Here is a 26,666-nt window from a genome sequence, read left to right as displayed (position 1 = left end):
TATTTTTGGTGCACCTTATCTCTCCTGCACCAATCACACGCATCATTCTTTTCATCCGTTTCTTCCATGCTGAGCTCCTTTTAACTTTTCATGAATGGCAGCCATTTTGGCCTCGTCACCAGCCTTCTTTGGGTGATAATACTGCCGATTTGATAACGTTTCGGGTAAGTAATCTTGTCTGACCCAGCCTCCAAACGATCCTACTTGGCTGTCATGTGGATATCGATACCCTTCTCCGTGACCGAGTTTTTTGGCACTTGCGTAATGAGCATCCCTTAAGTGCATCGGGATTTCCCCAACATTTCCATTCTCCACATCAGCGAGCGCGTGATCAAGCGCCACGTAAGAGGAATTGGATTTTGGTGCGAGGCAAAGGGAGACGACCGCATTCGCTAAAGGAATCCGAGCTTCTGGAAACCCGAGCTCACGAACAGAATCACAGGCGTGGCACACAAAACTCACGGTTTCTTTTGAGGCAATACCGATATCCTCAAATGCAATGACTTTGAGTCGACGGATGATACTCGTGTCATCTCCCGCTTGAATCAGTCGGGCCAAATAATGAAGACTCGCATCCACATCACTTCCCCGAATCGACTTCTGGAAGGCGGATAACACATTGTAATGACCGTCTCCGTCCCTGTCATGAGAAAACCCTTTTCCTTTTAAAAACTCATGGATCGTTTTTTCCTGGATCTCTCCGTCAACGGAAGCAAATGATGCGGCTTCTAACACATTTAAGGAAGAACGTACATCTCCGTTCGTTCCTGATGCGATTTTGGATAATACCTCATCACTGATTTTCAGATCCATTTCTCCGACCCCCTTTTCACGATCCGTCAAAGCGCGTTTTAAGGCCTCTGTTACATCAATCTCTGTCAGCCGTTTCAGTTGTTTGATCATCGAACAACGGGACCTGATGGCTGGTACAACACTATGATACGGGTTTTCTGTGGTCATCGCGATTAAGGTGATCAGGCCACTTTCTAAATGAGGAAGAAGGGCATCCTGCTGCACCTTTGTGAATCGGTGAACTTCATCAACAGCAAGGATAAAGGGGCCTTCTGTTTTTTCTGCTTCTTTAACGGCTCTTTCAATATCTTTTTTTCCTGTTGTGGTGGCATTCAACAAAACAAATGGGGCATCGATGGTACCTGCAATGGCGCTGGCGATGCTTGTTTTGCCAATGCCAGGTTCTCCGTACAGAAGGAGGGACGGAACATGACCTTTTGAAATCATATGATAAAGGGCCGTTCCCTTTCCAATGATATGAGACTGACCAATAAGATGATCAATATGGGTGGGGCGCATGCGATACGCGAGAGGTTGTGGCATGGGAATCATTCCTTTTTTCGTTTCCTTATCGTACTCCTTCCCGCGGAGGAAGAGAAGAGGTTTTCGAGAAAGGCAGAGGTGAAGGAGGGATGAACCATTGAAGAAGGTAGTGATATGGGCTGTAAGTGCTTTTGTTTTGGGAATGGGAATCGGATATATCGGGTCTGTTATCCTGTTTTCATGAAAAAAAGGCCCCCTTCCTGAGAGAAGGAGGCCTCAAATATAGAATGACAAACATGATGACTACATGGTACCGTTCTTAGTGAATAATGTCAAAAAAAGCCTCCCCAGGCGCATATAAGGGGAGACCTCTTTTCGTTCTTGCCAAGCCTGTCCATATAAGGCATTGATCAATAGAACAAGGGAAACATGTACGTCTAGTTTATCGGATGGTTGGGGTTCTTGTCAATAAGGATTCCAAATATAGGAACATTTTTTGATTGTGAAACCTGGCATCATATTCAATCAACCCTCTACATAAAGTATCGTATACCAAAAAGAGAGGGGTTTATCATATGGAACAAATGGTCAGCTGTTTTATCAAACATCCGAAGAGTCACATGAATGAAGAACGATTCAAACCATTTTTCGAGGAAATGGAGAACAGAGGGATGCATTTCATGCGCACCAAAAAGGTATCGGTCCCTCACATGATTGAAGGGGGTCACGCGGAATTTGTAATCGCTTCAAACGCACCCTTATCGGATCAGGGGCTGTCGGAGGCGGTCCTGCATTTTTCGACGGAACATTTCCTTAACGGAGAAAAAACAATTGAACTGTAAAGAGAGGCGAAACGCCTCTCTTTATTGCTGTTTGCAAAAAACAAGTCTGTCTTTTACGGGATCGGTGGACATGGTCCATCATTTTGAACGAACAGAACGAAAGGATGTTAGAATACAGATAGTAGAAAAGGCCTTAGTATCGACGGAAAGGAAAGATGGATGTGAAAACAGTGAATCGCTTATTTCATATCAGTCACGTTGAATGCAAAGAAAACGAACAAACGAACGAGAAAGGTGAAAAGGTGTTCACACCAGTTGTTCCGAAAAGCATCTTAAAGGAGGAGAATCGTACGATTCCTAGAATCTGCGTAGCCCCTCATATAGAAGGTTGTTTGAATGGGATCCCAGAAGATGCCGTCCACTATTTGATCGACCAGCGAATGAAATTCATCCCTTACCTTATGTATGTCTACTCCTTCCACGGGGTCAACGAATCATCCGTCATAAGCAACGGGGAAATCATTGAAAAGGGGTATGTGCCAGATGCTGATGTGTCGGGTGAATGCTGGCTAACGGAGGAAGCGGTCGGTGCGCAGGAGCTCATCCGTATCACGGGCTTTGAAATGGAAGAGAGAGCATTCCAAAAAGAACTCATCCGAAAGGTGTACTACGAAAAACCTGTTGAAGACTATGACAGAAGATACGATTGCTGGTTTCATAGGGGAGAAGGGGTAGAAGAAGTAAAAGCGTGTGTGAAATCCATCCGAGGCAAACTTCTGAAGGAATATACGGATGGCGAACACCATTACCTTTCTTTCAAGATTCCGAAACATGAGGATATTTCACCGTTATGGTTTTCGTATCATAAACTGGCGTTGAAGTGGTATGACGACCTGGATAGAGATACCATTGCTTATGAAGGGTACCGCGACGAGTTTGAGACCTTATTTCCTCACTCTCCTTTGTATACCTTTCACGAAGAAGAAACAGAAGGAACGACGCGATATGTTGACGTAGAAAATGTGAATGGATCGCTATGAAAGGCACAATGACTTCCAGCAAATGATCCAAAAAAGAGGAAAAAATGTCGCATAACGAAAGGGTGCTTTTATGTTATTTGTTGGAACAAGGAAAGTTGAAGACGATCAGGGTTTTTATTATGCTTCTTTTGGTTGGGGCGGTCAGTGCGAAACAAGAACACCTGTATTTAAAACAGAAGAAGAACTTGATGAATATGTCAGAAACAATTACGGAGACGCCAAAAACATTTAAAAGTAGCAGGTCAAAAACCACAAAGTCCTTCGCAGCTTTGTGGTTTTTTGTTTCTTTCACCTATTATGGAAAGACCTCAAAAACAGATAAATGATAAGGGTGTTCCCTGGCGAATAGGTATGCAAAGGAGGGATGAACATGGATGAAAAAAAATACAGTGTTATGCTGCACCTATCTCAGATGATAGGCCTTGTGATTCCTATGCCGTTGATCACGCTTGTCGCACCTCTTGTGCTTTGGCTGGTGAAAAAAGAAGAGTCTTCGATGATCAATGACCACGGGCGGGAAGCCGTGAACTTTCAGCTGAGTCTGCTGATATACGGAATAGCCTTTATGGTATTCACCATCGTCACATTGGGTGTTGGAATGGTCACAGGGTTTATCTTATTGCCAGCCTACTATATTGTAACGATCTTGTTTCCGATACTGGCAGCTGTAAAAGCCAGCGAAGGAAAGGATTACAAGTATCCGCTGACGATTCCGCTCATACCAAACCGAACTTAGGTTTGACTGTGAAACTGCATTTTCAACCCTTTCATGAATGGAATACCCACACTTATTTTTACACGAAAAAGACCTTCCTCGGCACAAGAGGAAGGTCTTTTTCAAGGGATCCTTTGCGGTGAGTGCGCGTAGAGACCCTTTGTGAAGTATTTCCATTTTTTAATGGTATCGAAGCAGACGAGAAAAGTAAAGCCGAACAAACAAAGGATATATAAATCCGTCCTTTCTGCCTATTACTCATACGCTTAACTGCCCCACTAAATCAAGATTTGGAAGAGGTCTCCTTCACTACGGCACTTCTTATATCCTCTCTCGAGATTCAATAACCCCTTCTGAAGAAAAAACATCCGCCCTCCCTGTTTTTGGAGTAAACTAATAGAAATAGAATAATGGAGGACAAAACATGAAAAAATGGATACTCACAGGATTTTTGTTGATGGCAGGTGTGGCAGGGTGCGAGGAAACAGAAAGAAGAGAAAAGTGGACCGATGTAAAGGAGCGGTACTTCGAAGAAATGAAGGAACAGCTTAATGAGACGAAAATCAGTTCCTACATTGATTCAGACATCATTCTCGAGGGGGCGGAAGCCAATACACAGAAGCATAACACCTATATTGATCTTACTTTATACGCGAATCTGAACGAAAAATTTAAGGCGTTATCCGACGAGCAAAAATATGAACTGTTTGAAGAACTATACCGCTCCGACTATGATTGGGAAGATCCGAATTGTGGCACGGGGAACAGTTGTGAAGTAGACAAGATCCATTTTAGTAACGGCAAGAATGATTACGAAGTGGATGGCCTGAACTTTGCGAACATTTCCGTTGATAAGGATGGGGATTTCTTTAAACCAAAGTCAGACCCTGTTGTCGTAACAAGTACAGGTACTGATGAATGGGCGGTCTATGAGTATATGAAAACCCAGTATGACCTCTTAACAGATTACGGAGCTAACTATGTACCTGAGAAACACGATCCGCTGGTTGCCCGTATGGCTGCTGAAAAGTTTGGAATCACGGCAGACGAAGCAGGTGACATCTATATCCGAAAAGAAATGGGACAATAGCAAAAAGAGCCGAATGTTCGGCTCTTTTTTGTTAGATACGGCCTATTTTGCTTTCTAATGACCTCATAACAAGCCTTGCGTCCTTGTGTACTGGGATGCCGTGAGCGTCACGGTATAACCAATGGATGATGTTCTTCACGCTTTCTCTTGAAGATCGTCGGATCCCATAAGTTTGTTCTTTCCCCCAACTACCAGGGTTATAGGTGGCACTGTACATGGTTTCGCCTGTTTGATTCAGGATGATTTCTTTTAGGTGTTGCAAAAAAACCTGGTTCCCGAAGAAAACCAAAACGATCTTATGATAGCGCGTCCCCTTTTGGACGCTTGAACTTTCAAAACACGAACCTTTCCCTTCAAAGTAACCCAAAGCGAAGCTCGAATAGAATTCATCTGGGATTGGAGGCACTTTTTCTACGTCATATTTATCGGACCGCAACCCCTGTTTTAGTAAATCTTCGTACATTTTTTTGTTGAGCACGCGAAGTTTTGCTGATACAGAACCATTTTCATAATCTCGGTATTCAATGGGTTTATAGCTTCCGATGACACCTTGGAATCGCTCTAACAAGGGAAGATCCTTTTTAGAAAGGTGCAGGGTACACTCATACCCTCCGACGGCTTTGGAGACAAACCCTGTGCTGAACCAAACCCCTAACCAATACGCTTTCTCTGGAGAATCGATTTCTTGAAAGTAATCGGGTTGTTCTAATTCGTATCGCTGAGAGGTTTCTGTATAGGTTCTCATACTTGTTTTGTCTTTGATATGCTTGTGAACGGTTTGGGGGTATGTTCCATACCAATCTCCTATTTCTTTAAGAGAATGACCGTTTTCGTATAATTCGATCCACTGGGGAACGTACTTTTTCAGTTTAGAAGTGGGCCCTTTTCTCGCTAGTTCGACCCCTTCTTGCTTTAAGTATTTCGTGACCGTTCCTGTTGTGGTTTCGTACGTTTTGGCGATGGAGGAAGAGGACCACCCTTCATTGTAAAGCCGAACCCATTCCTTCGCGTAATGAGCAAATTTTTGTTTCATCCGAGGGGCGACAACTCCATTTAGTACGCGTTGGACCGTCGTATAATGAATGTCTTCGTTTTTGGCGATCTCTGTAAACGACTGGCCTGAATGATACAGCTCTTTCCACTCTTGTTGTTTATGCAAATAGTGTGACTCTCGTTTGTTACGTGACATGTTGAAACTCCTTGGTTCGTTGATTGAAGTTATATCGTACCACAACGTGATTGGGATGCAAACGTAGCCATTTATATGATTAGAGTTCTCCGTCCATTATGTCCTGCTACGAAAAAGGTGTGATACGATATGGTTAGATAATGAGACTTTAGATATTGGAGGAGATCACGATGCGCGTTGTCACAAAACGAGTTGGCGAACCACTGAAACAAGGAGATGTTTCCTTGACGATTGAGAATATGCAAAAAATGGTTGGAGGGTACATCGAGCAAATGTACCTGCCTCACGGAATTTTGGCTTTTTACAATGAGGACGCGAAACTGTTGAAGAATGGGTCGGGCCCGAATTTTGTCATTCGGGCGAAGGGCAAACCTACGCAGACGACGGAAGGCGACGTGTTCTTTTGTGCCTTTGATGATGATGGAAACAACAGGGGCTTATCCGTTGAGCAGATGAAATGGCTGAACGATTCCTTTGAGCTTGTTGGAAACATCGAGTGCGAGGAAAAAAGGAGATATCCTCTCTACGCGTTAACGTTGGATTGATAAAGGAATAAATCATAAAACATCATAAAAAGCAACTGATCGGATATCAGTTGCTTTTTCCTTTGCGGCGAACCATGTATGTTGTTCAGTCTTTGAATGGGTGAACAATGCATTCTTATTTTCCCTAATAAATCCTGAACTATAATAGTGAAAAGTATTGAAAATAGACCGAAACGTTTCGGTGATGAAAGGAACATGATAATGAATAAAAATATGGAACAATTAATTCAAAAGATTGAAGAATTAGGATGGTCCGTAAACAAAGAAGGGGACCATGAATATTTGCTAGGTAAATTCAGCCCAGCAGGCCAAGACTTCAGCATATCCGTCGAAGGGGAGGATGCAGAAGAGTTAGTAGATAGCATCCGTGAGGCTTATGAGAATTTTGATGTATCTTATGAGACGTATCTTTGGTTGGATCATACGGGACACGGGAAGAACGGGGCACCTTATCATATGAAAGATCTATTAGAAGACATGGAAACTTGCGAGGCAATGATACAAGAGTTGCATAACCAATTAACGACAGAGAACGTATAAAAAAAACACACAAAGAACGAAATGTTCTTTGTGTGTTTTTTTCTGTTCGTTGTCTACCTAAGCGTCTCCGCCACAGACGATGGTAAACGAGTCGCCTTCTCTTTCTAGTAAAGCTTTTCCGTAGGATAGTTCAAAGTCATGCCCGAGATAATGATTTAGAGATTCCTGAGCTTGCTTCAGATTCAGTGTGCCTTCTAATTCCTCGATTTCATCCCCGTTCTCGATGTAGACATGAGAAAAATACTTCCCCTCATGAGGGATCAGAAACCCACTGACTCCCGTTCCGTCTTCATGTTCCACGCATCTGGAATCATCAAAAAAGAGAATGTGCTCGCCCTTTAGTTTACGGCGGATGTCCATCTTGTTCGTAATCGGTTTGGTAGCGCACCCACATGGCATTTCGCTAATCATAATCCTCACTCCTGTTCGCTTGGTTATACGACTAGTGTACGCCAAAAATATGGAAAATATCCGCTAAAAAGGGAAAAGGTGTGATTCACTCCTATGTTCTTTATGGTTTTTTCAATGAAGAGGAAGAGGATCGGATCCTTTGGTGAAAATGGGGTGTTTTTACGGGATGAATCGCGAAAGATAATGTAATGTAAGGTAATGTAACGTAAAGAGTTTTGCCATAAGAAAAGCAAGGGATGACACCCTCGCTTTTTATTAACATTTTGTCTTAGAAATTAGTATGTTCTAACAGGTAAAATCAGTTGGAGTATTTGATCATTTTCATTTGGACGGATTAAGAATGGTCGCATGGCTCCAGTAAACTGAATATGAACTTTTTCACAATCCACTACTTTTAGTGCATCCATCATATACTTGGCACTAAAGGAAATCTTCAAGTCTTCTCCTTCTAACGATTCAGCTGTTACTTCTTCTACAACATTACCAACCTCAGGAGAATTACTTGTAATTTCCACTCGATTATTTTCTTTTGTTGTAAGTTTAACAACACTATTACGATTTTCCTTAGCTAGTAATGAAGCACGGTCAATTGATTGAAGCAGCTCTTTGGTATCAATGTAAACCGTTGTTTTTACTTCATCTGGAATTAAACGAGATGTTTCAGGATAATTGCCATCTAATAAGCGTGAAAGGAAATATAGGTGCTTAGTACGGAATAGAATTTGATTTTCTGTGACACTAATCTCTATGGTTTCTTGAGAATCATCAAGAATTTTATTCAGTTCTGTCAAACTCTTTCCAGGTATAACAACATTCTCAAATGATAACGGCTGAACATTTCCACCCATTGGTATCTTTCTTGATGCAAGACGATGGCTATCTGTTGCAATAAAGTAAAGGTCATCATTTTCTACCTTTATGTTAACGCCTGTCAAGATAGGGCGCGTTTCTGAGGCTGACACTGCAAAAACAGTTTGTCGAATTAAGTCTTTTAATAAATCAACAGGGACTTCAAAACTTTGGTTGGTTTGAATTTGCGGTAGATGTGGGTACTCTTCTGCGTCCTGACCATTTAAGTGAAACTCAGCACTACCAGAACGAATGGTTACGTTAACGTGATCATCAACCTCAATTTCGACAGTTTGTTGAGGTAATTTCTTTACGATATCTGGGAAATACTTAGCTTGTAAAACAATACTTCCAGGTTCAATGTTTTCAACAAGTACAACACCATCTTCCTCTGCTGGGATGAACGACTCAATGGTTATATCAGAGTCACTTCCAGTTAGTTTTACTCCATATTCTGTTGCTTCAACTTTCATTCCTGTAAGAATAGGAATTGTCGTTCTGGACGAAATAGCTTTCATAACATCTTGGACGCTATTCATTAATTGATCGCGTTGAATTGTAAATCTCATGAATTATACCCTCCTAGAGAAACCATTTTAAGGTTTTTGGATTTTTGAAAGTCTTGTTCGAGCGTGTTCTTAGTCGTGGCATACCTGTTTTTTCACCTAGAGCATTTGTCAAAAAAATCATTTCCTGTTCATTTAAGTTTATAACAATCATATATTTCATCCCTCTCATCATTTGTTTTCAACCTTATTTTATCGTGTTTTCCCCTCAACTGAAAAAAAGAACAAAGTTTTTGGGAGCACCTCCAATGAAAAAAGAGAGGAATCCCTCTCTTTTTTGGTTTTAAGCTGTCTTGGTCATCTTTTGAAGTAATTTAGAGGCAGTCGTTTCAATTTCCAAACGGCGATCATGTTCGTAGTTTTTGGCGACATCCGTAAGCGACTGAACGACGTAGAACAAGGATCCGTCGTTCTCGTGACGATACGCATCTTTCACCGCTTCCGTCATTTTTTTCGAATATTTCTCTTTCTTAGCCAATCGATCAATGACCTCATATGGATCATCCACCATGATCTGTTTTGATTTCTCGAGCACATCAATCGTATGATCTCCAATCTCGATGGCGTCTCTCATAGCGGCTGCGACCTGCTCTTCCATGGAATCATGATCGATATACGCGTGACGCTTTGCGAATATCGTTTTATCCTGGTTCGGTGCCATGCCCATCAACCCGTTTGAACAGATCAGGCGATACACGAGCGGGATAATCCGAATCGATGACTTCCCGACCTCTGAGTTCATAACATGAATGCCTACTTTGTGTTCGTCATCTTTCCCGTCAGGGGTTTTCCCGATGGAAGTCGATAAATCGTTAAACACCACGCGTAAATGGAAATTATCCCCGTCATGGTGCCACCCCTCGATGTCATAATCGTTGCTGGCACGATTCAGATATTCGTTCACCAGATGAAGCACTTCATGGTTATCGTATTTTGTGTATTTCTCGCTGAGTATGCTTCGAATAACAGTTTCATCTCCTTCTTTGCGCAGACGAAACAGTCTTTGGTTCTCCTCATCCATCCTGTCCATCCAGTGGTTCACATTGTGCTGGCGAAGGCTGGCTGGACAGTCCTGGTAGTAACGGTACGGAACGCCAACCAGGTTACATAATTGACTGCTCGCCCAATCGGTCAAGTCGTAAACGTCACCCTGAACTACGGCTCTTCCGTCTTCTCTTAAACGAAGGGTTGAAAAATCCAGGAGTTCATCGTGTTTGTTCTCTGCTTCTTTCTCCATTTGTTTTAGTAAGAATTCCAGGCGATTTTCCATTCTCATCTTCCTCTCTTGTTTTGGCTGTACCCCTATTGTATCTAGGAATCCCTGAATCTTGAGAAAAAAGGGAGAGAAAATGGATACCTGATCTCTCTCATACCCTTCCTGCTAAAGCGGAGCGGATCCGCTTTTTAGAAAAGGAATGGGAGCCCTTAGGGCAGAAGATCCGCTCCTTATCCTGGAGGTGACGGGTTGCAGGGGAATCCGTTTTTACGGGGAAATGAACAGTATCATCTAGGAAAGAGGATAAGTCTGAGGAGGGATGGAGATGAAACGGACAGAAGAAGCAAGGAGATTTGCTGAAAAGGCGCACAGAGGTCAGGTACGAAAGGTGAACGGGGAACCGATGTTCACACACCCTGCTGAAGTAGCAACCATCCTGCAAGAAGCGGGATTCAGCGAGGATGTCGTCATCGCGGGATACTTGCATGACACGGTTGAAGACACGGAGGTAACGTTCGATGAGATACGAACCCGCTTTGGTGAACGGGTGGTGCAGCTTGTGAAAGCCAATACGGAAGATAAAACCCTCTCATGGGAAGAGCGGAAGTCGGAGACGATGAAAAAAATCAAAGGGGCGCCTATGGATGAGAAAGCCCTTATCGTAGCGGATAAACTTAGCAATTTAAGAGATCTGAAGAAGAATGAAGATGAGACGGGAAGTGAATTATGGACCCAGTTTAAGCGCGGGAAACATCAGCAGGAATGGTATTTCAGAGGGATCGCTGAAGGGATGTTCTGTAACCTGGACGGGGAAACTTTTCCACACTTCTTTTTCACCTATGAGAATCTGGTGGAGGACACGTTTCGCTTTTAGGTTTTTGTCTGGATTCGATGGAAATCCGAACAACGATGGAAATAAAGTTACGTAATGTAAAGAAACCTAAGTCAAATCGACTTAGGTTTCTCCTTTGTTTTTTCCGCTTCTTCGTAGATTCTATAAACGTTGGCGGCCAATCTGACGGGGGCATGGGACGGGTCAATTTGTTTTCCCTCGAAGTCAAAGGTCTGCTCCTCTTCATTTCTCTTATACAGCTGGGTATCCCAGTGTTCACAGGTCTCTTCCAGTAGTCGTATAAAGGGAAATAACCTCGTGCGTTGAAAAAGGAACAAAAACCTTTAACGGGTAGGGGGGAAATCGCTCTGGTGAAACACCCCAGGGAAAGCTGCCTGAATCGCTTTCCACATGGATCGGTCGAACACCGTAACGACCACACGGTACATGTGATGATGTTTCAGGGTACGAACGCGCCAGTTTCGCTTCAGCTGTTCGTGATCCCAGCCCATTTCCTCCACAAATTCCCGAATCGATGCTGCTCCGTCACACTCCCGCCACTGCGTTAAAGGAATCGATTTTAATTCCCACGGGCGGAACCGATCGGCGTAAACGGTCTGGATGGCTCTCATGGTATCCCCGTTCCAACCCCACTTTAAGAGCCCTGTGAAACCGTTGTCGTAGAAGATGTTTTTATTGAACCGATTTTTAACATCTTCCTCATTCCATAGGAGATGCTCCTCGATCAGCCACCGTGTAGCCTCTATACAGTTGGCTTCATTTTTCCAGAATGATTTCGGAACCCGCTTCAGCTCCCACGGATGAAGATCTGGATAGGCGTCCTTCATCAGACGCTCGAAATCGTCCCCGTACACGTATCGGAGAAGCCCGCTCAATTTATGGTCCCGAAGGAAACTTGTACTCGCGTTAGCTTTAATGGCTTCCCTGTCCCACCCGTAGTGATCTTCAAACAGATAGCGCACGAGGATGATCGCTGTTTTCGTTCCGCCTTCTTCTTTCCAGAACCCCCTCGGGAATCGGTTTCGTTTCCCTTTTAGCACCTCGTCATACAGAGAAGTGATGCTTTCTTTCGTAGCCGTAAACATAGCGTTTTCCCCTTTTCTTTTTAGTATAGCGTTCTTCCGATGTGTAATCAAGTGACGTTTCGGTCATAGATAGGAGAGGGTCTGTTTTCAACGAGATCTTGGATTATGGGAAGAGATGGTTCTGTTTTTTCCTCTATTTTTCACACCGATTCTCCAACCAATTACATTCACCCCGAAAACAGCGTGTCCACCCCTTGTTTTGGCAGGGATCCTTCAGCGGAATGGAATCCGTTTTTCATATCCTCTTCCTATTCTTCATACGGTAATAGTACCCGCTAAAGGAGGAGGCTTATGAAACGAGAGAAACGAGAGCGAAGAATGTTACTTATGATGGGGACGATCCCAATTGTGTCCACCACCCATATTGCAAGTCTCTTTGAAGATACAAAACATCCGAATAAACGAGCCAGCGAAGGTCTGAGGCGGCTTGAAAGGGAAGGTCTTGTGGAGGGGAAGGACCGAGAGCTTGGCAAAACGAAAGTGTGGCGTTTATCTCCAAAAGGAAAAAAGATGCTCGGCGTATCTTTTCCGACCCTTCGTCTGACATCCCGAACAGTGGATCATGTCCTTGCGGTAGCGGATGTGTATACGGTTTTATCCCAGTCCCATGATCTTCATGATTTCATGTTCGAGCCCCGCTCTTCTTTCACGGATAAGAAGGGGAAAAAACGAAATTATTGCCCTGATGCTTTCTTCGTGTGGAAGGGGAACCCTTATTTTCTTGAGGTTCAGCGCACAAAAATGAGCCGAACGTACTGGAGTAAAAAGTGGTCAACGGTTAACCTTTTCGTAGAGGGAGGGCACATGAGGGCCTCTCTTTTCCGTGAATACGATAGGATTCCTGTTTTGACGTTAAGCCAGCAGCAGGAGGAAACCATTACGTTTGGAGCAACGGTTCCTGTTCTTTGTTATTCGTCCATCCATGACTTTATGCTTGAGACATCGCAGCATCCTGTAACAACGAAAAAACCATGACGTGTGTGTCATGGTTTATTTGCTGTACAGGGTCCCTTCATACTCTACGTCTCGGGAAAATGCCATATATAACAGGACAACAAGAATAAATGGTGTAAACCATAGCACGGTTACCCATGCGCTTAATCCGTACGCTTTGTGGAACAGGACGAGCCACTTGATCATAAAGTATACATTCACAAACGGAACCATCAACCAGAGTACGTGCCAGCCAGATTTCCCGATAATGTTTAACATCGGTGTGTAATTCACAACGGGAATAAAACACAGCCAGGGTTGTGGATGCTCTGATTTCTTAATAATGAGAAACATCGCAATCATCGATAATAGGATAAGACCGATATAAAGAAACAGAAATATTCCGAGCTGGGCAAAAGAAAACGTTTCAGATCCAGCTTCTATATACATAAACATCACTCCTTTTTACATGCTTACACCAAAAGGAGTGATGTTCCTTTTAACGAAAAAAAACAAGCGTCAGGAGACGCTTGCCTAGAGAGTGTTTTATCTGGTTAAATTTAGTATATACCAACCCATTCCAGGAGTGCAAGCTTTTTTTATAATTGAATACGAATGGTGCTGGCCTGGAATAGCTCCTCTCGGAGCTCTTTTACAGTTTCCTCCTGTTCCTGTAAGGCTTTCGCGAGTCTCCTGTTCTCTACGATCCAATATTCTTTCGGGTACGCCAACTGTTCTTTTAACTGCTTGTTTTCTTCTTTCAGGCGCTCCAGTTCTTGAAGCGGAGACAAGCTGTCCTCTTTAAAATAATCACTGATAAAGGTTTCCACGTCTTCTTTTTTGAACCGATATCCCCTTTTCCTCGTCAGGATCTTGCCCTGTAACCGACCTTCCCGAACAAATCGAAGAACCACCTGTTTGCTCTCTGTGATTCCAGCCTTCTTCAATTCCACAACGACTTCATCGGTTGTCATCACCGTTCATCCCTCCTTTTCTTATTCTATGAATTTTTTTAAAGATTATTGTTCTTTTTTCATTTGAGGGCCATATAGTATAGTAAGTAACATCTTGAGAGGCACATCATAAGCAGGAAGGACGATTATAATGAAAGAGCAGAATATGATAAGCATGATTCTTGAGACAACAGAGAATGGAATCGTGGCATTACCGCATCTGTTGGATGCTGTGGAAGAAGATAACTATGCCCTGTTATTCACAATGTTAGACGCATTGGTGGACCAGGGAGAACTTCAATTTGATCTTATTGGGGATGATGAGGATCAACCTTACCTCCCTTCTTATAAGAAAGTCGGATAACCTAAAACGATCCTTGTTTTGGGTTTTTTCCCGTTTATTGAACACCTCGTACCTATCGCTGATACAATGGGGAAAAGTACAGAGGGAGTGGTCGCTTGTGAAAGGACGGACGATGGAGATCGCAGGCCAGAAGGTTCACCTTCAGATCGACGATCGCGGTTCTTTTCGGGTGAATGTCGGGAATCGGACATTCGGGTATCAGTGGAATAAGCGAGGAGAAGCATTCAGGGCATTTCTTCGGGACATCTTTTTGAACGACCCCGTCTATTTGTATGAAAAAACCCATGATCAGAGCTTATCCAACAGAGTGGATGTTGAGAAAACCATCCGAAACATGAAACGAGAGATTATCCGTTTTCGAAAAATCGGAGGCCTTTATTCATGCCCGCGGGAGATCTCCCCGACGGAAGCTCGGTTTCTGTGGGATGACCTTGAACTGATGGAGAAAACGACCGACATGTGCTCAGCAGAAGACTTTGAATTCTTTTACTATCATGAATTAAACGAAGAGGAACGAAGAAAAGTGTTTGACGATGAATCATTTTTCTCGGGTTCCATTGTTGTGTACAGGCAAGATGAAGAAGCAAGGTGGTTTTGCGAGGAGGCAGCTCCTGAACTGGCGCGGCTCCCTTGGGACGTTGAAAATGGGAAGGGGACAAGACGATGAAAGAACGCAGGTTTACAGCAAAAGACGGAAACGTATTGGTGATCAAAAACCGAAAGTCAGCCGTGATATTGGAACACGGGAGCCTGGAATCGGATTCTGATTGGAGATTCACCTTCTCATTCTCCGAGGAAGCATTCGATGAAGTTAAACGGGCCATACAAGAAGCGGCGGAGGAATCCTGGTCTGGACTCACACGGAAAGATGCGACGGACCTCGGGACTGATTACTATGAGTACTACGATCGAAAATATGATAACAACGGCTATCTTTCCTTAGAAGAAAACGCACTAGAATTGGAGAGACCCACAACCGAAAGCAATAAATTGTATCAATTCAACAAAAGAAGAATGGAATCGTTTTTATATGATCTCGAAACAGTAAAAGCCTGATCCCATCAGGCTTTTTTCTTGAACAAAAAGATTAATATCCATACAATTATCAAAAAAGGAGGGATCGCATGTCCTCACCCGAATGCGGTATGTGTTCAACGAAACAAGAACCCCTTTATCCCTTTTATGCCTGGGATGACCTCGAACAGGAACACCGTAAAACCTTTTGTGAAGAGCATATAAAAGATGCAAAAGCATTCGATCGAAAGCAAAGAGAAGCGTTCCTTCAACTGTACAGGAGCCCTCGCATGTATGAACACCTTAATAAAGAGGATCGAGAATTGTTTCAGGCTCTGCAAAATCCCAACAGGAATTCCTGACCCTTTGACGGAATAGGTGATGGAGGAGGTGGGGGTGTTGTTTGATTTCAAAAGACGAAAGAAAATCTTAGAACTAATGGAACGACTGAACAAGGACATGCATGAGCGTTACATGGAATATGTGAAAGAGGGTCAATGCCGAAGAGAAATCAGGGAAACGGTTGAATCTCTCGAGCCGAGAGAAAGCATGGCGCTTTTTGAAGAACTTCTTCAAGAGGAAGAGGGACCCTTAATGGTCCATCACCTCTTATATTGTTTGCCAGAAGACAAAAGGGAATCCTTTCTGAAGGAACGATCCCTGGAAAACTTTCAATCTCGCCCGCCCGAAACGGATGGTCCGTCCCTTGATGCTATACTGGATAAAATAAGAGCCCACAGAAAACCGTAACCCTCTCCTGAAAAAAAGGATCGCTCATCGTTTTTTTTTCAAAATAGTAAGAACACGCTTAGGCTGACAAAGGGGGAATAAAATGGGGGCAGGATACATATTCTCAATCGCTCCGTTAGAAGAAGCGACCCACTGGCTTGCTAAGGGTTCTTTTGACGAAACAAGAGGGGTTACACCCTATCAGTTTTACCGCCTGAATTGGGACTGTTATGAGAAGGAATATTTTATCATGAACGATGAGGGGACGAATGCCATTCCGTTTCTGTTTCATCGGGGCGATTTTGTAACCCTTGATCGGATTTCGGATCCCCAAAAAGAAAAGGAAAGAGCCCTGATCCGAGACTCCCTGAACGGGGGAGATGAGCTCTTGTCCTTCTTAAAACGAAAGCACAAAAAATAGAAGCCAAGCAGGCTTCTATTTTTGTTTTTCAAGTCGTGTTCGATAATACTTATTTTCCTCTGCCATCTTGATGCCGCCCTTGTACAGATGACGTGCGATGACACGTCGCGTTTCTTTAGCCGCTTCAAAGTAGCCTGAATCTTTTACAAGAGCCACGACCGTATATTCATATCCGTGATGGTTCTCGTTAAGGGACGTCATGCCGTACAATTGAAAAGGTTCAACCTCGTTATCGGATACATCCCTCAACAAGAGGTGGGACAACTGTTTGTTAAGGTCATCACAGGCGCTTTCCAAAGATTCAATCACTTCATCTGGATCCTGATAAAAACTTGTTGTTACTCCTTCAATGACGCGCATTTTATCCATATTGTAGTTTTGTATTTCTTTAATCGATCCGTTTGAGATGCTTAAAAGCTTTCCGCTCCATTCACGGATTTTCAGGACGCGAAAGCCAATCTCTTCAACGGTCCCCGTGTAGGCTCCGTTTATTTTGACGAAATCGCCTTTATGGAGCTGTTTCTCATAGAGGAAAAACAAGCCTGACAACAAATCCTTAATAACGCTCTGCGCCCCGAAACCAAGCACGATCCCAATCACACCAGCCCCAGCCAGCAGTTTTGAGAAATCTTCTATGTAAAGAGAGAGCCCGTAAAACAAAAGCCCTGAGAAGGCAGAGAACTTCATTAAGCTGTCGACCATGCTTTCGATCGTTTTTTCTTTTCGTTCTTCAAAAATATGGGTTCGTTTAAAAAACCGTTTGACTCCTCCGATCGTGATCTTCACCACAAGGAAAGCCAGGAGAGAAGCTACGAACAGTTTGAAAAGATTCGTTTCAGAAAAGACCCCGTAGGCGTCCCTCAGAAAAGAGATTGTGTCACTCATCTTCATCACCTCGTCTTAAACCGTTCGCCTCCTGCCGACCTTTTCCTCTAAACCCCTTCGACGTCGCATCGTTTTACATAGGGAATGACTTTTACTTTCACATAAACATCTGTAATGTATCGTTCTTCATCAATAAACCCCACCACTTCAAGAAGATGATCCTCCTCGACCTCGAGGTCTTTCACCCGAACCTGATCAAGAGAAATGGACTCTGATTTAATGTTTTTCAAAACTTTCGTGACATCCGCTTCTTTGTCGAGCGTCAGGACCAGTGTGATTTTACGTTCGCGCAATTTCTTCGGTCCCACACGTTTCAGAAGCCACGGGAGTACCTTCGTGCTTACCATAAGGGTGACAACGGCAACCGCTGCTTCTTCCATGAATCCAGCCCCAACCGCAATACCGATCCCAGCACTGCCCCATACAAATGCCGCTGTTGTAAGCCCTTCGACAACATCGTTCTGTTTTCTGAGGATCGCTCCTGCTCCGAGGAACCCGATGCCGCTCACGATATAACTCGGGAGACGCCCTGGGTCCATGGGCCGCGAATAGGCTTCTGCGTACAGAAAGCTTGCCTCAAACGAGACGATCGTTAACATGCAGCTTATGATGGAAACGGTCACCATGGTTTTCACACCCAGGCTTTTCCCTTTTACTTCTCGATCAATGGCTGGTCCCAGTGAAAGGACGGTCGCCATCAGTATTTTGAATACAACCTCTGACATGTTATCCTCTCCCCACCAGAAAAAAGCGAGTTTCCTCGCTTTTTATCTTCTTATCATTTTGTTATTGGCTTCATATTCCTCTTGAATCCTTTCGTAATCTGGCTCTGTGATACCTGTGATCATGGCGCTTTTTTGAGGGGTGTATATTTCCCACAGATACCCTTTTGCTTCATAAATGTTTCGGAATGGCTTCTCCGTTACCGTTACTTGCCCATCAAAAGCGTGAAACAGGTTGATGAAGGTTTCTTTTTCGAATAAAGCTTTATGAAGTTCTCCGTGTTCCCATGTAACAGGAAAGCGCAAAACAGGATACTCTTCATCCCTTGGGTCCACAACAAGTTCGTCGCCGTCTCTTGTGATGAGGAGATCAGGGCAATCTTTTGTGTACGGCTTGGTTTCTTTTTTGACAAGATCGGCATCAATCGTAAACGCATACCCGTCCTGTTCTTTTTGCAGTTTCCTCAAAGATTGATACGGAACCTTATCCCGTTTTTTTAACCTGTAATAGATCCCTTTGTCTTTCAGAATCACATAATCCCTGTCAATTCCGATTGTGGCGGAAAGCGTAAGAGATGTTGATAATATCCCCACGACATCTTTATGGATATGGGTCCCCTGAAACGGGAATTCTTCGACAAGCCGAACCACAAGCATGTGCTGAGGTTCTACGATCATGCCTTTTTCATTCGTTACTTTCAGGTACGATACATGCGGATTCGGGTGCTTTTTAAGCATGCGGGAGGCATCTTTTAACAGGGATAAAAACAGCCCTGGATCCTTCAGGGGTGCCGTGTCGGCATGATAACCGATCGTTGGTTCATCTCTGAATTCAACAGGAGTCGTTTTCCCCTTGTATACTCCTGTCTCACACATTAAAGCGTGTTTACCTAGCGAAAAACCGAACGTGTCTTGCTCTTCTTCCTCGCCCTTTTTCTCGGCCCACTTATAAAGCGTGCGAGGATCAGCAGTAATGTGAAAAGGGTCTGAGCCGTTGACGGGCAAGTTCGTCGACAGGGTGCATGTACTCTCGTCATTTTGGATTTCAAGATGAAGGACACCATCGGAGGTTACCTCGAGAACCATCATCCCTTTTTTCGTCGCTCTTTTGAAAACCGCCAACACTTTTTTAAGCTCCGAACGGTCAACGTTGATCATCCTATCTACCTCTTTTAAATGTTTTTTTTAGTATAGCACAATTGATGGGAATAGGGATTAATGTTTACTAAACGCTTCTCTCCCGTTCGAATGTTTTCTATAATACAAAAAACAAGAGCAATGGGGAGGACATCGTTATGCCAATCGTGGAGTATGTTCCATTCGGAGAACGGGGATATCAGTCTATTTTCCACTATAAAACAGATGAAGAGTATGTGCATTACTGCGATGCGGATTGTTACCACTGGATGAAAGCCAAAGGGTGGAGCGAGGGAGAATGGGAAAAGATCCAATGGAATAAATTTAATAAAACCTATTTTCATCATCGGGAACCGAAAATAACGCATGATGCTTACTGTCGTGATGCGGACTCGTTTTGTTTTTCAGACGGAGAAATCCCTTATGCCATCCTCATCTATGATTACATCAAAAAGGGGCTGATGCACCCATCCGTCCCTCATGAATTGGCTGAACGTCTGCGTGTGGCTTTTCCGAAAAATGTGTTTGATGCGTTGAAAAAACATGTTCTGGACCATGAAAGCGGGGAGCTTGTTGAGAATGTGTTTACGCATATCGAAACGTTAAAACAACACGAGGATTCTTTAGAGGAGCTTCTTAAGGATACGAAGGCGTGCCCTTATACGATTTTCTACCAGGAGGACGAAACAGGCGGATACACAGATGGGATCTTTACGATCGAGTTCAGCGAACGGCCTCACAAATACACGATCCACCTTCTGGCCAAGGAAGAAAATACAGGATACTGCCAGTGTCAGGAAGGGGATGAGGGGTACAGCGCTCATAAAAAATGTTCAGGAACCTCTTGTGACTGGATTCGTCCTTCCTTCGTCCTTTTAAAGACACGAGAAGTGGCCTCAGGTTCGTTTATCGGCAATCAGCAGGATTTATGGGACAGGCAATTAGAATGGGAACCTGTTCTTCGTTCGTATTATGAGGAAAAAAAGAAAGAGCGCGTCCGTTCGCTTGAAAACCAGCTCCAACGCATACAACGAGAAATCAGCCTCTTAGAGGAAGGGTAAGTGGGAATGGTTCGTTTCAAACGGGCTCCTTTCAGGTGGATTCTGTTCATGTATGTGTTGGCTACTCTTTTGTTTTCGGGTCTTTATATGATTCCTGCGATGAACGGGGGGTCTCTTGCATTTGAAGATGCCGTATTCCTGTCAGCCAGCGCTATAAGTGTGACGGGGCTCTCCCCGATATCCGTCGCGGAGGCTCTGACACCCTATGGTCACTGGATCCTGTTAGCTCAGATTCAAATCGGAGGAATGGGGATTATGGTGCTTCTCGGGCTGATGCTTCTTATGTTTAAAGATAACGTATCCCTATCCTCCCAGACCCTGATGAGCTTTGATCAGAACGCCCGAGGATTCAGTCGGACGAAAAGGCTGATTGGGTTTATCTTTGGTTTTACGCTTGTGGCGGAGGGAGTCGGCTTTTTGATGTTTTTTCTGTTAAAAGGGGGGGATGAGGATACGCTGTCCCTTCTGTTTCATGCGACATCAAGTTTTACCAACGCGGGCTTTGATTTATTCGGAACCAGTTTAATGGAATTCGAGTCGGAACCAACCATGCTTTTGGTGACGTCCGTTTTGATTCTGCTTGGTTCTCTGGGATTTCCTGTCCTTTTGGAACTGATATTTAACTGGGGGAAAAAACGGAGCCTGTTTTTTAAGGTAACGATCACGGTTCATGGTTCCTTACTCATCGCTTCGTTCCTGTTCTTCCTTCTCTCTGGAGCATCAACAGCATTCAAATCCTTAAGTGTAACGGATACCTTCATGAACGCCTGGTTCCTTTCCGTCACATCAAGGAGTGGGGGGCTTTCGACGTTCGACCTTTCCCTGGCTCCGCCAGGCATGATTTTGCTTCTTTTTGTGCTGATGTTTATCGGAGGGAGCCCGTCGAGCTGCGGGGGAGGCATTCGAACCACAACGTTTGCCGTTGTCGCCGCTAAAAGCATATCCATTTTAAGGGGACATGAATCCCCTGTTTTGTTCAGAAAATCACTGCACGATGAGGACGTGAACAAATCGTTCCTTGTGGTGTTCGTGTATTTTGGGCTTTTTTTCGTAAGTTCCCTGGTTCTTCTCGAGGTAAACGACCTGCCTCTTGTGCCCCTTTTATTTGAAGTTATGAGTGCTGTGACCACAACAGGTTTATCAATGGGAGCGACAGAGCACATAGACACGTTCTCGAAACTATGGATTTCGGGGTTGATGATCATCGGCCGTGTGGGGATTGTAGCGCTGATGTACTCATTCATCAAGCCGAAAAAGACCAAGACAAAATACGTAAAAGAATATATTGTAGTAGGATAGGTGATCGGAATGGGAAAAAAATTTTTAGTCATTGGCGTGGGCCGATTTGGCCGTAGTGTCATTCGGGAACTTCACAGCATGAACCATGATGTTGTCGCTGTTGATGTGACGCCCTCTCTGTTGGAGGAGATCGATCCTTACACCAACCACACCATGATTGGTGACGCAACGGATGACGCCTTATTGGCTGAACTGAATGTTCTGAATTATGACGGGGTCGTGGTCTCGATTGGAGACAACACGCTCGGGGCCATTTTAATTGTGAAGAAATTAAAAAAGCTCGGATGTAAACGCATCCTGTCAAAAGCAAACAGTGAAACCATAGGCGAGATCCTCGGAGAAGTGGGGGCTCATAATGTTGTGTATCCTGAAGCTGAAACAGGCGTGCGCGTTGCTCGGAAACTGGCCAATCCAGGTCTTCTTGAAGTCATCGAACTGGCCCCTCATTTTGTGGGAATTGAGATGCAGGTACCTGAAGATTTTGTGGGGAAAACGCTCTCTGAACTCCAATTCAGACGCAAGTATCGGGCGACGGTTGTGATGGTGGCAAAACCTGGCGGGAAACCGAACGTCTCCCCGAATCCAGATGATACCCTGGAGGAGGGGGATCTGATTTTCGTTGTGGGGGATACGGATGATCTTGAACGATTGAAGCGAAAGGTGTGAGGACGTGATATATAGAGCTAAAAACGAAATCACACCTCTCATCATGGCGGTTGTGATCACCCTGACGACCATATCGTTCCCTATTGTGTGGGGGACGTTTCTTTATGCGAGAATCGCGTTTATTCTGGTAATGATCGTGGCATTGGGGACACGGTATGAGATCCGTTTGGAAAGGGATACCTTATCGTATTCCATTCTTTTTGTTACGTTTCCATACTATACCAAACGCGTGACCCGTGGTGAAATCCTGTGCCTGACGAGGAAACGGGTCGGTTGGAAAGAGGAGGGGACTAAGATCACCTTGCGAAAAGGAATCGGAATCCGTGTTTACGGTTTCAGACCCCATTCGATTCACGAAGACCTCGCTCGTTTCCACAAAGAACCAAAAGAGTAGGCTTTCTTTTTCTTTACAACGCCCTCTTTTTCTTATAAAGAAAAGGAAAGGGAGGGGGTTTTGTGAACAAATTATATCGCCTGAACATCCGACTGGTAAACGGGGATCGTGTGGAAGTGTTAGTGGAAGAGGGAGAATTAAGGGTGCTCTTGACCAAAATAAGAGGACCATTCATAACCTTTGTGGCTACCCATAATCCAGACTTTAATTCCTTTTCCTTGTCGGAATCTCAGATCATTCGAATTGATTATGAGTTATCCGAGGTAACGCCCTTTCACCAGGGACTTGTGTACCAAATCTTTGAATAAAAAAGCAGAACCTCATGCTGGTTCTGTTTTTTTAATTTGCTTCTGTTAAAGTGTAGTGTTGACGTTTGAACTATCAGAGCAAGCGTTCTGTATGTGATGGTGGAAGGGAATTTATTTCCAAGTGTCGAAACCTATGATACCCTTAGATTATCTGCTGTTACTGTATGAAAGTTATTTCTTTATTCAAGAATCTGAACATATTCTTTAAAGAGGAAAAAATTACGAGGAGTGTCTTGATGGGATTTTATTATTTATTCTTACTCGTTATCGGAATTGCACTAATTTTAATTGGAGCACTTAAAAAGGATGTGCCTCGTTCAGTTAAAATAGTAATTTTTCTGTTTGTAATTGGTATTGGGTTTATAGTACTGTCGTTATCATTATTACTGCTTCCTGGCAGCTCTGACGTTATTGCTGAACTGTTGAAATGGGATGAATAAGTTTCAATTTTGCTGAAAGTCCTATAAAAAAAACAGAACTCCCAAATTGGCGGAAGTTCTGTTTTTTATATAAATAGTGACATCAAACTTTAACAGAGCCTTTATTTTAATTGAATTGGTTTTTCCTTGTTTCTTTTTTCTTCACTTTTATGTCCCAATATAGCTGAAGCATTCGGTTTCCAGTAATCAGGGGAACCAGGGCGCATCGAGTATCCGTATTCCCGAGCCATCTTCAGCACTTTTTGGAGATCCATTTCATTCACAACCACCCCTCCTAACCCCTACAAGTGTAACAGAACAAATCGTGTTCCCGAAAAGAAAAGGAAGGAGGCAATCAGAAGGCCGCGAAGCGAGGCTATGTAAAGTAAAGTAATATAAAGTAACGTAATGTAAAGAGCCACATAACCTTATTTTTTCAGTTTTTATGAGGATATGAAAAGGTCGTAGGCTTCTGTTACATCCTCTGCGTCTCCGTACTGTTTGATTTCCCCTTTATGTAACCACAGGGCTTTCTCACAAAACTGTTTGACCTGAGGGATGCTGTGACTCACAAAAAAGATGGTTTTGCCTCTTCCTTTAAACTGTTCCATCGTTTTATGGCATTTGTTCGCGAACCGTTTATCCCCTACCGAAAGGGCCTCATCAATAATCAGGATATCTGGATCAACTTTCATCGAAATAGCGAAACCGAGCCGCGATTTCATGCCACTTGAATAGGATTTAACAGGCTGGTCAATAAAGGATCCGAGCTCTGAGAACTCGATAATGTCTGTTTCCATATCCCTGACTTCTTTTTTAGAAAACCCAAGCATAAGGCACTTTAATTCAATGTTCTCACGCCCCGTCAGGTTCCCTTTCAGGCCCGAAGCCACAGCAACAAGCGCTGTTTCGCCTTCCACGTTCACCTCACCAGACGTTTCAGGAACGACGCCTGCGATAATGTTTAAAAGCGTTGATTTCCCTGACCCGTTTGTGCCGATGATGCCGATGCTGTCCCCTTTTCTTGCCTGAAAGGAAACACCTTTTAAGGCATGAAACGACTCCCCGACATCTATGGGGAGGAAAAGGTCCATGAATCGTTCTTTTCCGTTCTTATAGAGTTTATAGGTTTTTTTCACATTTTGAAGATCCACAATCGTTTCCATAGGTTTCCCCCTTTAGACGTAATCGATGAAATGGCGTCTGAATTTCATGTGAATGCTTGCTCCGATTCCGAATAAAAGAACCGTTAATCCCCAGAAATAGAGCGTGTATTCATAAGCCTCAACTAGGTACCAGCCTGTTCCGAACAAAGCCGATCGGTATCCTTCAATAAGGTAATAAAGAGGATTAAGACGTGCGACGAATCCAATCCACCCTCCTAAGTTCCCGATTTCCCAAAGGATAGGGGACAGGTATAACACCATGCGGAGAACAGCATTCAAAAACATATGCACGTCCCGAAGCATCGTCGAGAGGGTGGACATGATGAGCGAAAGAGAAAACAAAAACAGGAGCAATGCAGGAACAAAGTACAGGAGCTGAAGGTAATAGAGATTCGGATAGTAGCCACCCAAAAGAAAAAGCAGAACCGTAATGCCGAGTATGATGAGGTGAACGTAAAAGTAGGAGAAGATCACATAGCTCGGGATAATGCTCATTGGAAACTTCATTTTGGACAGCATCTTAATACGGGAATAAACAGAATTGGACCCCTCAATGGTTGATTTGTAGAAGAAAATCCACAGAATAAAACCCGACAGCATCCAGTATACAAAGGGAACCGTCTCGCCGTTTGGAAGAACCATCGTTGAATGTTGCCGCACATTTTGAAAAACAAACCAGTAGATGAGCATCTGGATGAGAGGGTTGATGATTTCCCATGAGGAACCGAGCATGTTGTTACGGTTTTTGTTTTTGATTTCATAGATGGACAATCGCCTTGTCATATGAAAGTGAGCGACCTGTTCTTTGATCACATGGAAAAAGGCTGGCATGACGCACCTCCTTTACGAATTTTTGGCTAGCATAGCTTCAACAACCCGTTCTGTTGCTGTCCCGTCCTCCCAAACAGAGAATGTGTCCCGAAACGTTTGAGGGACCTCGTATTGGTCAAGGTGATCCAGTGCTTTTAATACGTCTTCTGTATGTTTAAACAGGGGACCTGGAGCCTCCTCTTCAAAGGGGAAATAAAACCCTCGGAGCGTATCTCGGTAATGATCAAGATCTGGAACGAAAAACAAAATAGGCCGATTGAGCAGAGCGTAGTCAAAGAAGACAGAAGAATAATCGGTCAAGAGAACATCGGCTACGAGATAAAGGTCTTTGATGTCTTCATAGGAAGACAGGTCCTTAACGAAGCCCTCCAACCCCCTCAGGTCGATGCTGTCTGCCACAAGATAGTGAGCCCGAAGCAACAAAACCGTATTCTCCCCGCATGCCTCTTTCATCTTTTGAAGGTTGAGGGTACTTGAGAATTTGTATCTCCCCTGACTGAAGTACTCATTGTCACGCCACGTCGGAGCGTACAGCAGGACACGTTTATTTGGATCAATGCCGAGCTTTTCTTTAATCTCTAAGATATCCCGTTCTGTATTTCGGTGGATCAAATCGTCATTCCTCGGATAACCTGTTTCGAGCATAGCTCCGTTAAATCCGAACGCTCGTTTAAAAATGGAAGAAGAATAAGGATTCGGGGAAATGAGATAATCCCACTTTGATGATTCTTTTAGGAAATTTTGTTTGTATTTCTCTGTGGTGGTCCCTGGCATATGAACCTCATCGATATCGATCCCGAGTTTCTTTAATGGGGTACCGTGCCACGTTTGAAGGTAGACCGTTCGCTCATCTTTCGGGAACCATAACGGGAACCGCGAATTGGTGACCCAGTATTTGGCTCGGGGCATAAGGAAAAGCCACTTGAGGCTGAATCGCTTTGCGTAAGGAACACCTTTCTCCTTAAACACTTCCTGGAATCGCCGATCTGCGCTCCACACCAGTTTGTAATTGGAGTGATTCTTTTTCATATATTCATAGATGGCACGAGGGCTGTCGCTGTATTGGCGACCGTTAAAACTTTCAAACATGACGAGTTTTTGTTTAGGTAGCCTTTGAAGCATTGAAAAGCCTTTTTTAAACACTGTTTGCACCATATTTGCGCTTCTTATTCGAACTCCTATTTTACGCATCACCTTTGCTCAACTCC

General features: G+C 43.8%; 36 protein-coding genes. 21 read left to right on the top strand and 15 right to left on the bottom strand.

Going from position 1 to position 26,666, the window contains the following annotated elements; all coding sequences use genetic code 11:
* Nucleotides 1-51: 51 nt before the first annotated feature.
* The gene (locus tag IMZ31_RS20135) at nt 52-1,344 is read right to left on the bottom strand and encodes a replication-associated recombination protein A (protein ID WP_207531322.1); all 1,293 of its coding nucleotides are present in this window, start codon (nt 1,342-1,344) and stop codon (nt 52-54) included.
* A 506-nt stretch (nt 1,345-1,850) separates the two neighbouring features.
* On the opposite strand from IMZ31_RS20135, the gene IMZ31_RS20130 reads away from it, so the two are divergent.
* From IMZ31_RS20130 to IMZ31_RS20110, 5 genes are all read left to right on the top strand, one after another.
* Nucleotides 1,851-2,117, top strand: coding sequence for a hypothetical protein (locus IMZ31_RS20130; protein WP_207531321.1), 267 nt, complete (start codon nt 1,851-1,853; stop codon nt 2,115-2,117).
* A gap of 161 nt (nt 2,118-2,278) precedes the next feature.
* Nucleotides 2,279-3,097, top strand: coding sequence for a hypothetical protein (locus tag IMZ31_RS20125; protein ID WP_207531320.1), 819 nt, complete (start codon nt 2,279-2,281; stop codon nt 3,095-3,097).
* Between the two features lie 70 nt (nt 3,098-3,167).
* Nucleotides 3,168-3,329, top strand: a complete 162-nt coding sequence (locus IMZ31_RS20120) for a hypothetical protein (protein ID WP_207531319.1) — start codon at nt 3,168-3,170, stop codon at nt 3,327-3,329.
* A 138-nt stretch (nt 3,330-3,467) separates the two neighbouring features.
* Complete coding sequence (locus tag IMZ31_RS20115) at nt 3,468-3,833, top strand: DUF4870 domain-containing protein (protein ID WP_207531318.1); 366 nt, start codon at nt 3,468-3,470, stop codon at nt 3,831-3,833.
* A 403-nt stretch (nt 3,834-4,236) separates the two neighbouring features.
* Nucleotides 4,237-4,902 (top strand): hypothetical protein, encoded by a 666-nt coding sequence (locus IMZ31_RS20110; protein ID WP_207531317.1) that lies wholly within the window; start codon nt 4,237-4,239, stop codon nt 4,900-4,902.
* 31 nt (nt 4,903-4,933) lie between these two features.
* On the opposite strand, the gene IMZ31_RS20105 is transcribed toward IMZ31_RS20110, so the two are convergent.
* A complete protein-coding gene (locus IMZ31_RS20105; RefSeq protein WP_207531316.1) occupies nt 4,934-6,091 on the bottom strand; it encodes a hypothetical protein in 1,158 nt (385 codons plus the stop codon).
* Nucleotides 6,092-6,261: 170 nt separating this feature from the next.
* On the opposite strand from IMZ31_RS20105, the gene IMZ31_RS20100 reads away from it, so the two are divergent.
* Together IMZ31_RS20100 and IMZ31_RS20095 are read left to right on the top strand one after the other, a co-directional pair.
* Complete coding sequence (locus IMZ31_RS20100; RefSeq protein ID WP_207531315.1) at nt 6,262-6,636, top strand: DUF3846 domain-containing protein; 375 nt, start codon at nt 6,262-6,264, stop codon at nt 6,634-6,636.
* A 201-nt stretch (nt 6,637-6,837) separates the two neighbouring features.
* The gene (locus IMZ31_RS20095) at nt 6,838-7,176 is read left to right on the top strand and encodes a hypothetical protein (RefSeq protein WP_242705753.1); all 339 of its coding nucleotides are present in this window, start codon (nt 6,838-6,840) and stop codon (nt 7,174-7,176) included.
* Between the two features lie 57 nt (nt 7,177-7,233).
* Here IMZ31_RS20095 and IMZ31_RS20090 read toward each other — a convergent pair whose 3' ends face one another.
* The 3 genes from IMZ31_RS20090 to IMZ31_RS20080 all read right to left on the bottom strand — a co-directional run bounded on the left by IMZ31_RS20090 (nt 7,234) and on the right by IMZ31_RS20080 (nt 10,272).
* The gene (locus IMZ31_RS20090; protein ID WP_207531314.1) at nt 7,234-7,587 is read right to left on the bottom strand and encodes a hypothetical protein; all 354 of its coding nucleotides are present in this window, start codon (nt 7,585-7,587) and stop codon (nt 7,234-7,236) included.
* Nucleotides 7,588-7,862: 275 nt separating this feature from the next.
* Nucleotides 7,863-9,005 carry a DNA polymerase III subunit beta gene (dnaN, locus tag IMZ31_RS20085; protein ID WP_207531313.1) on the bottom strand — a complete coding sequence of 381 codons (1,143 nt, stop codon included), beginning with the start codon at nt 9,003-9,005 and terminating at the stop codon, nt 7,863-7,865.
* Nucleotides 9,006-9,285: 280 nt separating this feature from the next.
* Nucleotides 9,286-10,272, bottom strand: coding sequence for a DUF932 domain-containing protein (locus IMZ31_RS20080; RefSeq protein WP_207531312.1), 987 nt, complete (start codon nt 10,270-10,272; stop codon nt 9,286-9,288).
* Nucleotides 10,273-10,543: 271 nt separating this feature from the next.
* On the opposite strand from IMZ31_RS20080, the gene IMZ31_RS20075 reads away from it, so the two are divergent.
* Nucleotides 10,544-11,092 (top strand): HD domain-containing protein, encoded by a 549-nt coding sequence (locus IMZ31_RS20075; protein ID WP_207531311.1) that lies wholly within the window; start codon nt 10,544-10,546, stop codon nt 11,090-11,092.
* A gap of 302 nt (nt 11,093-11,394) precedes the next feature.
* On the opposite strand, the gene IMZ31_RS20070 is transcribed toward IMZ31_RS20075, so the two are convergent.
* Nucleotides 11,395-12,156 carry a DUF4046 domain-containing protein gene (locus IMZ31_RS20070; RefSeq protein ID WP_207531310.1) on the bottom strand — a complete coding sequence of 254 codons (762 nt, stop codon included), beginning with the start codon at nt 12,154-12,156 and terminating at the stop codon, nt 11,395-11,397.
* Between the two features lie 291 nt (nt 12,157-12,447).
* Between IMZ31_RS20070 and IMZ31_RS20065 the strand changes: the two genes are divergently transcribed.
* Nucleotides 12,448-13,131, top strand: a complete 684-nt coding sequence (locus tag IMZ31_RS20065; RefSeq protein WP_207531309.1) for a replication-relaxation family protein — start codon at nt 12,448-12,450, stop codon at nt 13,129-13,131.
* A 15-nt stretch (nt 13,132-13,146) separates the two neighbouring features.
* On the opposite strand, the gene IMZ31_RS20060 is transcribed toward IMZ31_RS20065, so the two are convergent.
* A complete protein-coding gene (locus IMZ31_RS20060; protein ID WP_207531308.1) occupies nt 13,147-13,539 on the bottom strand; it encodes a DUF5684 domain-containing protein in 393 nt (130 codons plus the stop codon).
* 149 nt (nt 13,540-13,688) lie between these two features.
* Nucleotides 13,689-14,066: a hypothetical protein gene (locus IMZ31_RS20055; RefSeq protein WP_207531307.1), complete on the bottom strand. Its 378-nt coding sequence runs from the start codon at nt 14,064-14,066 to the stop codon at nt 13,689-13,691.
* A gap of 127 nt (nt 14,067-14,193) precedes the next feature.
* On the opposite strand from IMZ31_RS20055, the gene IMZ31_RS20050 reads away from it, so the two are divergent.
* The 6 genes from IMZ31_RS20050 (at nt 14,194) to IMZ31_RS20025 (ending at nt 16,570) form a co-directional block, all read left to right on the top strand.
* Complete coding sequence (locus IMZ31_RS20050; protein WP_207531306.1) at nt 14,194-14,406, top strand: hypothetical protein; 213 nt, start codon at nt 14,194-14,196, stop codon at nt 14,404-14,406.
* Nucleotides 14,407-14,503: 97 nt separating this feature from the next.
* Nucleotides 14,504-15,073: a phiTE_072 family protein gene (locus IMZ31_RS20045; protein WP_207531305.1), complete on the top strand. Its 570-nt coding sequence runs from the start codon at nt 14,504-14,506 to the stop codon at nt 15,071-15,073.
* Nucleotides 15,070-15,462, top strand: a complete 393-nt coding sequence (locus IMZ31_RS20040; RefSeq protein WP_207531304.1) for a hypothetical protein — start codon at nt 15,070-15,072, stop codon at nt 15,460-15,462. Before IMZ31_RS20045 ends, IMZ31_RS20040 begins: the two co-directional genes overlap by 4 nt.
* 68 nt (nt 15,463-15,530) lie before the next feature.
* Nucleotides 15,531-15,782, top strand: a complete 252-nt coding sequence (locus IMZ31_RS20035) for a hypothetical protein (protein ID WP_207531303.1) — start codon at nt 15,531-15,533, stop codon at nt 15,780-15,782.
* A 37-nt stretch (nt 15,783-15,819) separates the two neighbouring features.
* Complete coding sequence (locus IMZ31_RS20030; RefSeq protein ID WP_207531302.1) at nt 15,820-16,170, top strand: hypothetical protein; 351 nt, start codon at nt 15,820-15,822, stop codon at nt 16,168-16,170.
* A gap of 82 nt (nt 16,171-16,252) precedes the next feature.
* Nucleotides 16,253-16,570: a hypothetical protein gene (locus IMZ31_RS20025; protein ID WP_207531301.1), complete on the top strand. Its 318-nt coding sequence runs from the start codon at nt 16,253-16,255 to the stop codon at nt 16,568-16,570.
* 15 nt (nt 16,571-16,585) lie between these two features.
* Here the strand turns inward: IMZ31_RS20025 and IMZ31_RS20020 are convergent, their stop codons facing one another.
* From IMZ31_RS20020 to IMZ31_RS20010, 3 genes are read right to left on the bottom strand one after another with little or no spacing between them, the layout of a single operon-like run.
* A complete protein-coding gene (locus tag IMZ31_RS20020) occupies nt 16,586-17,455 on the bottom strand; it encodes a mechanosensitive ion channel family protein (protein ID WP_207531300.1) in 870 nt (289 codons plus the stop codon).
* A 47-nt stretch (nt 17,456-17,502) separates the two neighbouring features.
* Complete coding sequence (locus tag IMZ31_RS20015; RefSeq protein ID WP_207531299.1) at nt 17,503-18,180, bottom strand: MgtC/SapB family protein; 678 nt, start codon at nt 18,178-18,180, stop codon at nt 17,503-17,505.
* A gap of 42 nt (nt 18,181-18,222) precedes the next feature.
* Nucleotides 18,223-19,335, bottom strand: a complete 1,113-nt coding sequence (locus tag IMZ31_RS20010; RefSeq protein ID WP_207531298.1) for a hypothetical protein — start codon at nt 19,333-19,335, stop codon at nt 18,223-18,225.
* Between the two features lie 137 nt (nt 19,336-19,472).
* Between IMZ31_RS20010 and IMZ31_RS20005 the strand changes: the two genes are divergently transcribed.
* The 6 genes from IMZ31_RS20005 (at nt 19,473) to IMZ31_RS19980 (ending at nt 23,482) form a co-directional block, all read left to right on the top strand.
* Complete coding sequence (locus tag IMZ31_RS20005) at nt 19,473-20,375, top strand: hypothetical protein (RefSeq protein WP_207531297.1); 903 nt, start codon at nt 19,473-19,475, stop codon at nt 20,373-20,375.
* Nucleotides 20,376-20,423: 48 nt separating this feature from the next.
* Nucleotides 20,424-21,674, top strand: coding sequence for a TrkH family potassium uptake protein (locus tag IMZ31_RS20000; protein WP_207531296.1), 1,251 nt, complete (start codon nt 20,424-20,426; stop codon nt 21,672-21,674).
* Nucleotides 21,675-21,683: 9 nt separating this feature from the next.
* Nucleotides 21,684-22,340, top strand: coding sequence for a potassium channel family protein (locus IMZ31_RS19995; RefSeq protein ID WP_207531295.1), 657 nt, complete (start codon nt 21,684-21,686; stop codon nt 22,338-22,340).
* Between the two features lie 4 nt (nt 22,341-22,344).
* Complete coding sequence (locus IMZ31_RS19990) at nt 22,345-22,734, top strand: hypothetical protein (RefSeq protein ID WP_207531294.1); 390 nt, start codon at nt 22,345-22,347, stop codon at nt 22,732-22,734.
* Between the two features lie 62 nt (nt 22,735-22,796).
* Complete coding sequence (locus IMZ31_RS19985) at nt 22,797-23,042, top strand: hypothetical protein (protein ID WP_207531293.1); 246 nt, start codon at nt 22,797-22,799, stop codon at nt 23,040-23,042.
* A gap of 236 nt (nt 23,043-23,278) precedes the next feature.
* The gene (locus IMZ31_RS19980; protein ID WP_207531292.1) at nt 23,279-23,482 is read left to right on the top strand and encodes a hypothetical protein; all 204 of its coding nucleotides are present in this window, start codon (nt 23,279-23,281) and stop codon (nt 23,480-23,482) included.
* A 101-nt stretch (nt 23,483-23,583) separates the two neighbouring features.
* Here IMZ31_RS19980 and IMZ31_RS19975 read toward each other — a convergent pair whose 3' ends face one another.
* The 4 genes from IMZ31_RS19975 to IMZ31_RS19960 all read right to left on the bottom strand — a co-directional run bounded on the left by IMZ31_RS19975 (nt 23,584) and on the right by IMZ31_RS19960 (nt 26,649).
* Nucleotides 23,584-23,745 (bottom strand): hypothetical protein, encoded by a 162-nt coding sequence (locus IMZ31_RS19975; protein WP_207531291.1) that lies wholly within the window; start codon nt 23,743-23,745, stop codon nt 23,584-23,586.
* A gap of 159 nt (nt 23,746-23,904) precedes the next feature.
* The gene (locus IMZ31_RS19970) at nt 23,905-24,627 is read right to left on the bottom strand and encodes an ABC transporter ATP-binding protein (protein WP_207531290.1); all 723 of its coding nucleotides are present in this window, start codon (nt 24,625-24,627) and stop codon (nt 23,905-23,907) included.
* A gap of 12 nt (nt 24,628-24,639) precedes the next feature.
* Entirely contained in the window at nt 24,640-25,458 is an 819-nt protein-coding gene (locus IMZ31_RS19965; protein ID WP_207531289.1) for an ABC transporter permease, read from the bottom strand.
* A 12-nt stretch (nt 25,459-25,470) separates the two neighbouring features.
* Complete coding sequence (locus IMZ31_RS19960; RefSeq protein WP_207531568.1) at nt 25,471-26,649, bottom strand: CDP-glycerol glycerophosphotransferase family protein; 1,179 nt, start codon at nt 26,647-26,649, stop codon at nt 25,471-25,473.
* Nucleotides 26,650-26,666 lie beyond the last annotated feature (17 nt).

The sequence above is a fragment of the Pontibacillus sp. ALD_SL1 genome, from assembly GCF_017355605.1.
This window is presented reverse-complemented; position numbering and strand designations above follow the sequence as displayed.